We start from the raw sequence: 245 nt of genomic DNA on the forward strand, positions 1-245 counted from the left end.
GGCTCGGCCATGGCGAACGGCAGCAGAATGCAGAACAGGTAGATGGTGCGGTGCAACAGCAACGTGTAGGGGAAGGGCAGCGGTGTGTGCTTGATCCGCTCGCAGGCCGCCTGCACCTGGCTCAAGCCGACCAGACGGGTTTCCAATTGGGTGTAGCGCCAGTCACTGATCACACCGCGCTGGGCCAGCTCGGAAAAGCCTGCCCCCAGGGTTTGCAGCAGGCTGTCGGGCGGGTTGGGGTGGTT

1 pseudogene is annotated in these 245 nt (G+C 64.1%); it reads right to left on the reverse strand.

Annotated features, from left to right (window positions below):
- Window positions 1-245 (reverse strand): annotated as a pseudogene (locus RAD04_RS39055) (bestrophin family protein); the annotation flags it as partial.

The sequence above is a fragment of the Bradyrhizobium sp. 25ACV genome (assembly GCF_054863005.1).